Origin of the sequence: Gordonia sp. 852002-10350_SCH5691597 (assembly GCF_001665715.1) — a bacterium.
GTDB lineage: Bacteria > Actinomycetota > Actinomycetes > Mycobacteriales > Mycobacteriaceae > Gordonia > Gordonia sputi.
On record NZ_LZMO01000198.1, the window covers coordinates 1 to 737 of the forward strand.

Annotated in this window: 1 protein-coding gene; it reads left to right on the plus strand. The window is 64.2% G+C overall.

Annotated elements, in window-relative coordinates; all coding sequences use genetic code 11:
* On the plus strand, positions 1-737 hold a 737-nt coding region (locus tag A5777_RS14370), incomplete at both ends, for an AMP-binding protein (RefSeq protein ID WP_156529387.1).

Below are 737 nucleotides of genomic sequence, written 5' to 3' on the forward strand. Positions count from 1 at the left end.
GCGCCTGCGTTGTGGTGTGAGGGTCGGGTGGTGTCGTATGCGGAGTTTGGTGCGCGGGTGGCGGTGTTGGCGCGTGAGTTGATTGGTGTGGGTGTGGGTGTGGGGCCTGAGGTGGCGGTGGGGGTGTCGTTGGAGCGGTCGGTGGAGTTTGTGGTGGCTATTCATGCGGTGGTTGCTGCGGGTGGTCAGTATGTGCCGTTGGATACTCAGGCGCCGGTGGAGCGGGTGGAGTACATGGTGGGTACTGCTGGGGTGGGTGTGGTGGTGGTTGCTGCGGGTGCGGTGCCTGCGGCGGTGGTGGAGTTGGGTGATGGTGTGCGGGTGGTTGAGGTGGATGCGTCGGGGTCGGTGGATGTGTCGGTGGCTGCGGTGTCTGATGGTGAGCGGTTGGGGTCGTTGTCGGGTGATGCGGCGTTGTACACGTTGTTCACGTCGGGGTCGACGGGTCGGCCGAAGGGTGTCACCGTCTCGCACCGTTCCGTGCTCAACAGGTTGTGGTGGGGACTGGGCGAATATCCGTGGTCGGCAGGCGATCGGGTGGTGTTGAAGACGCCGGTGACGTTTGATGTGTCGGTTCCGGAGTTGTTCGCGCCGTTGATGTCTGGTGCGCAGGTGGTGGTGGCGCGGCCGGGTGGTCATGCCGATCCGTTGTATCTTGCGGAGTTGATCGGGGCGACGCGGGCGACGTCGGTGCATTTCGTGCCGTCGATGTTGTCGGTGTTCCTCGATGTGGTTCC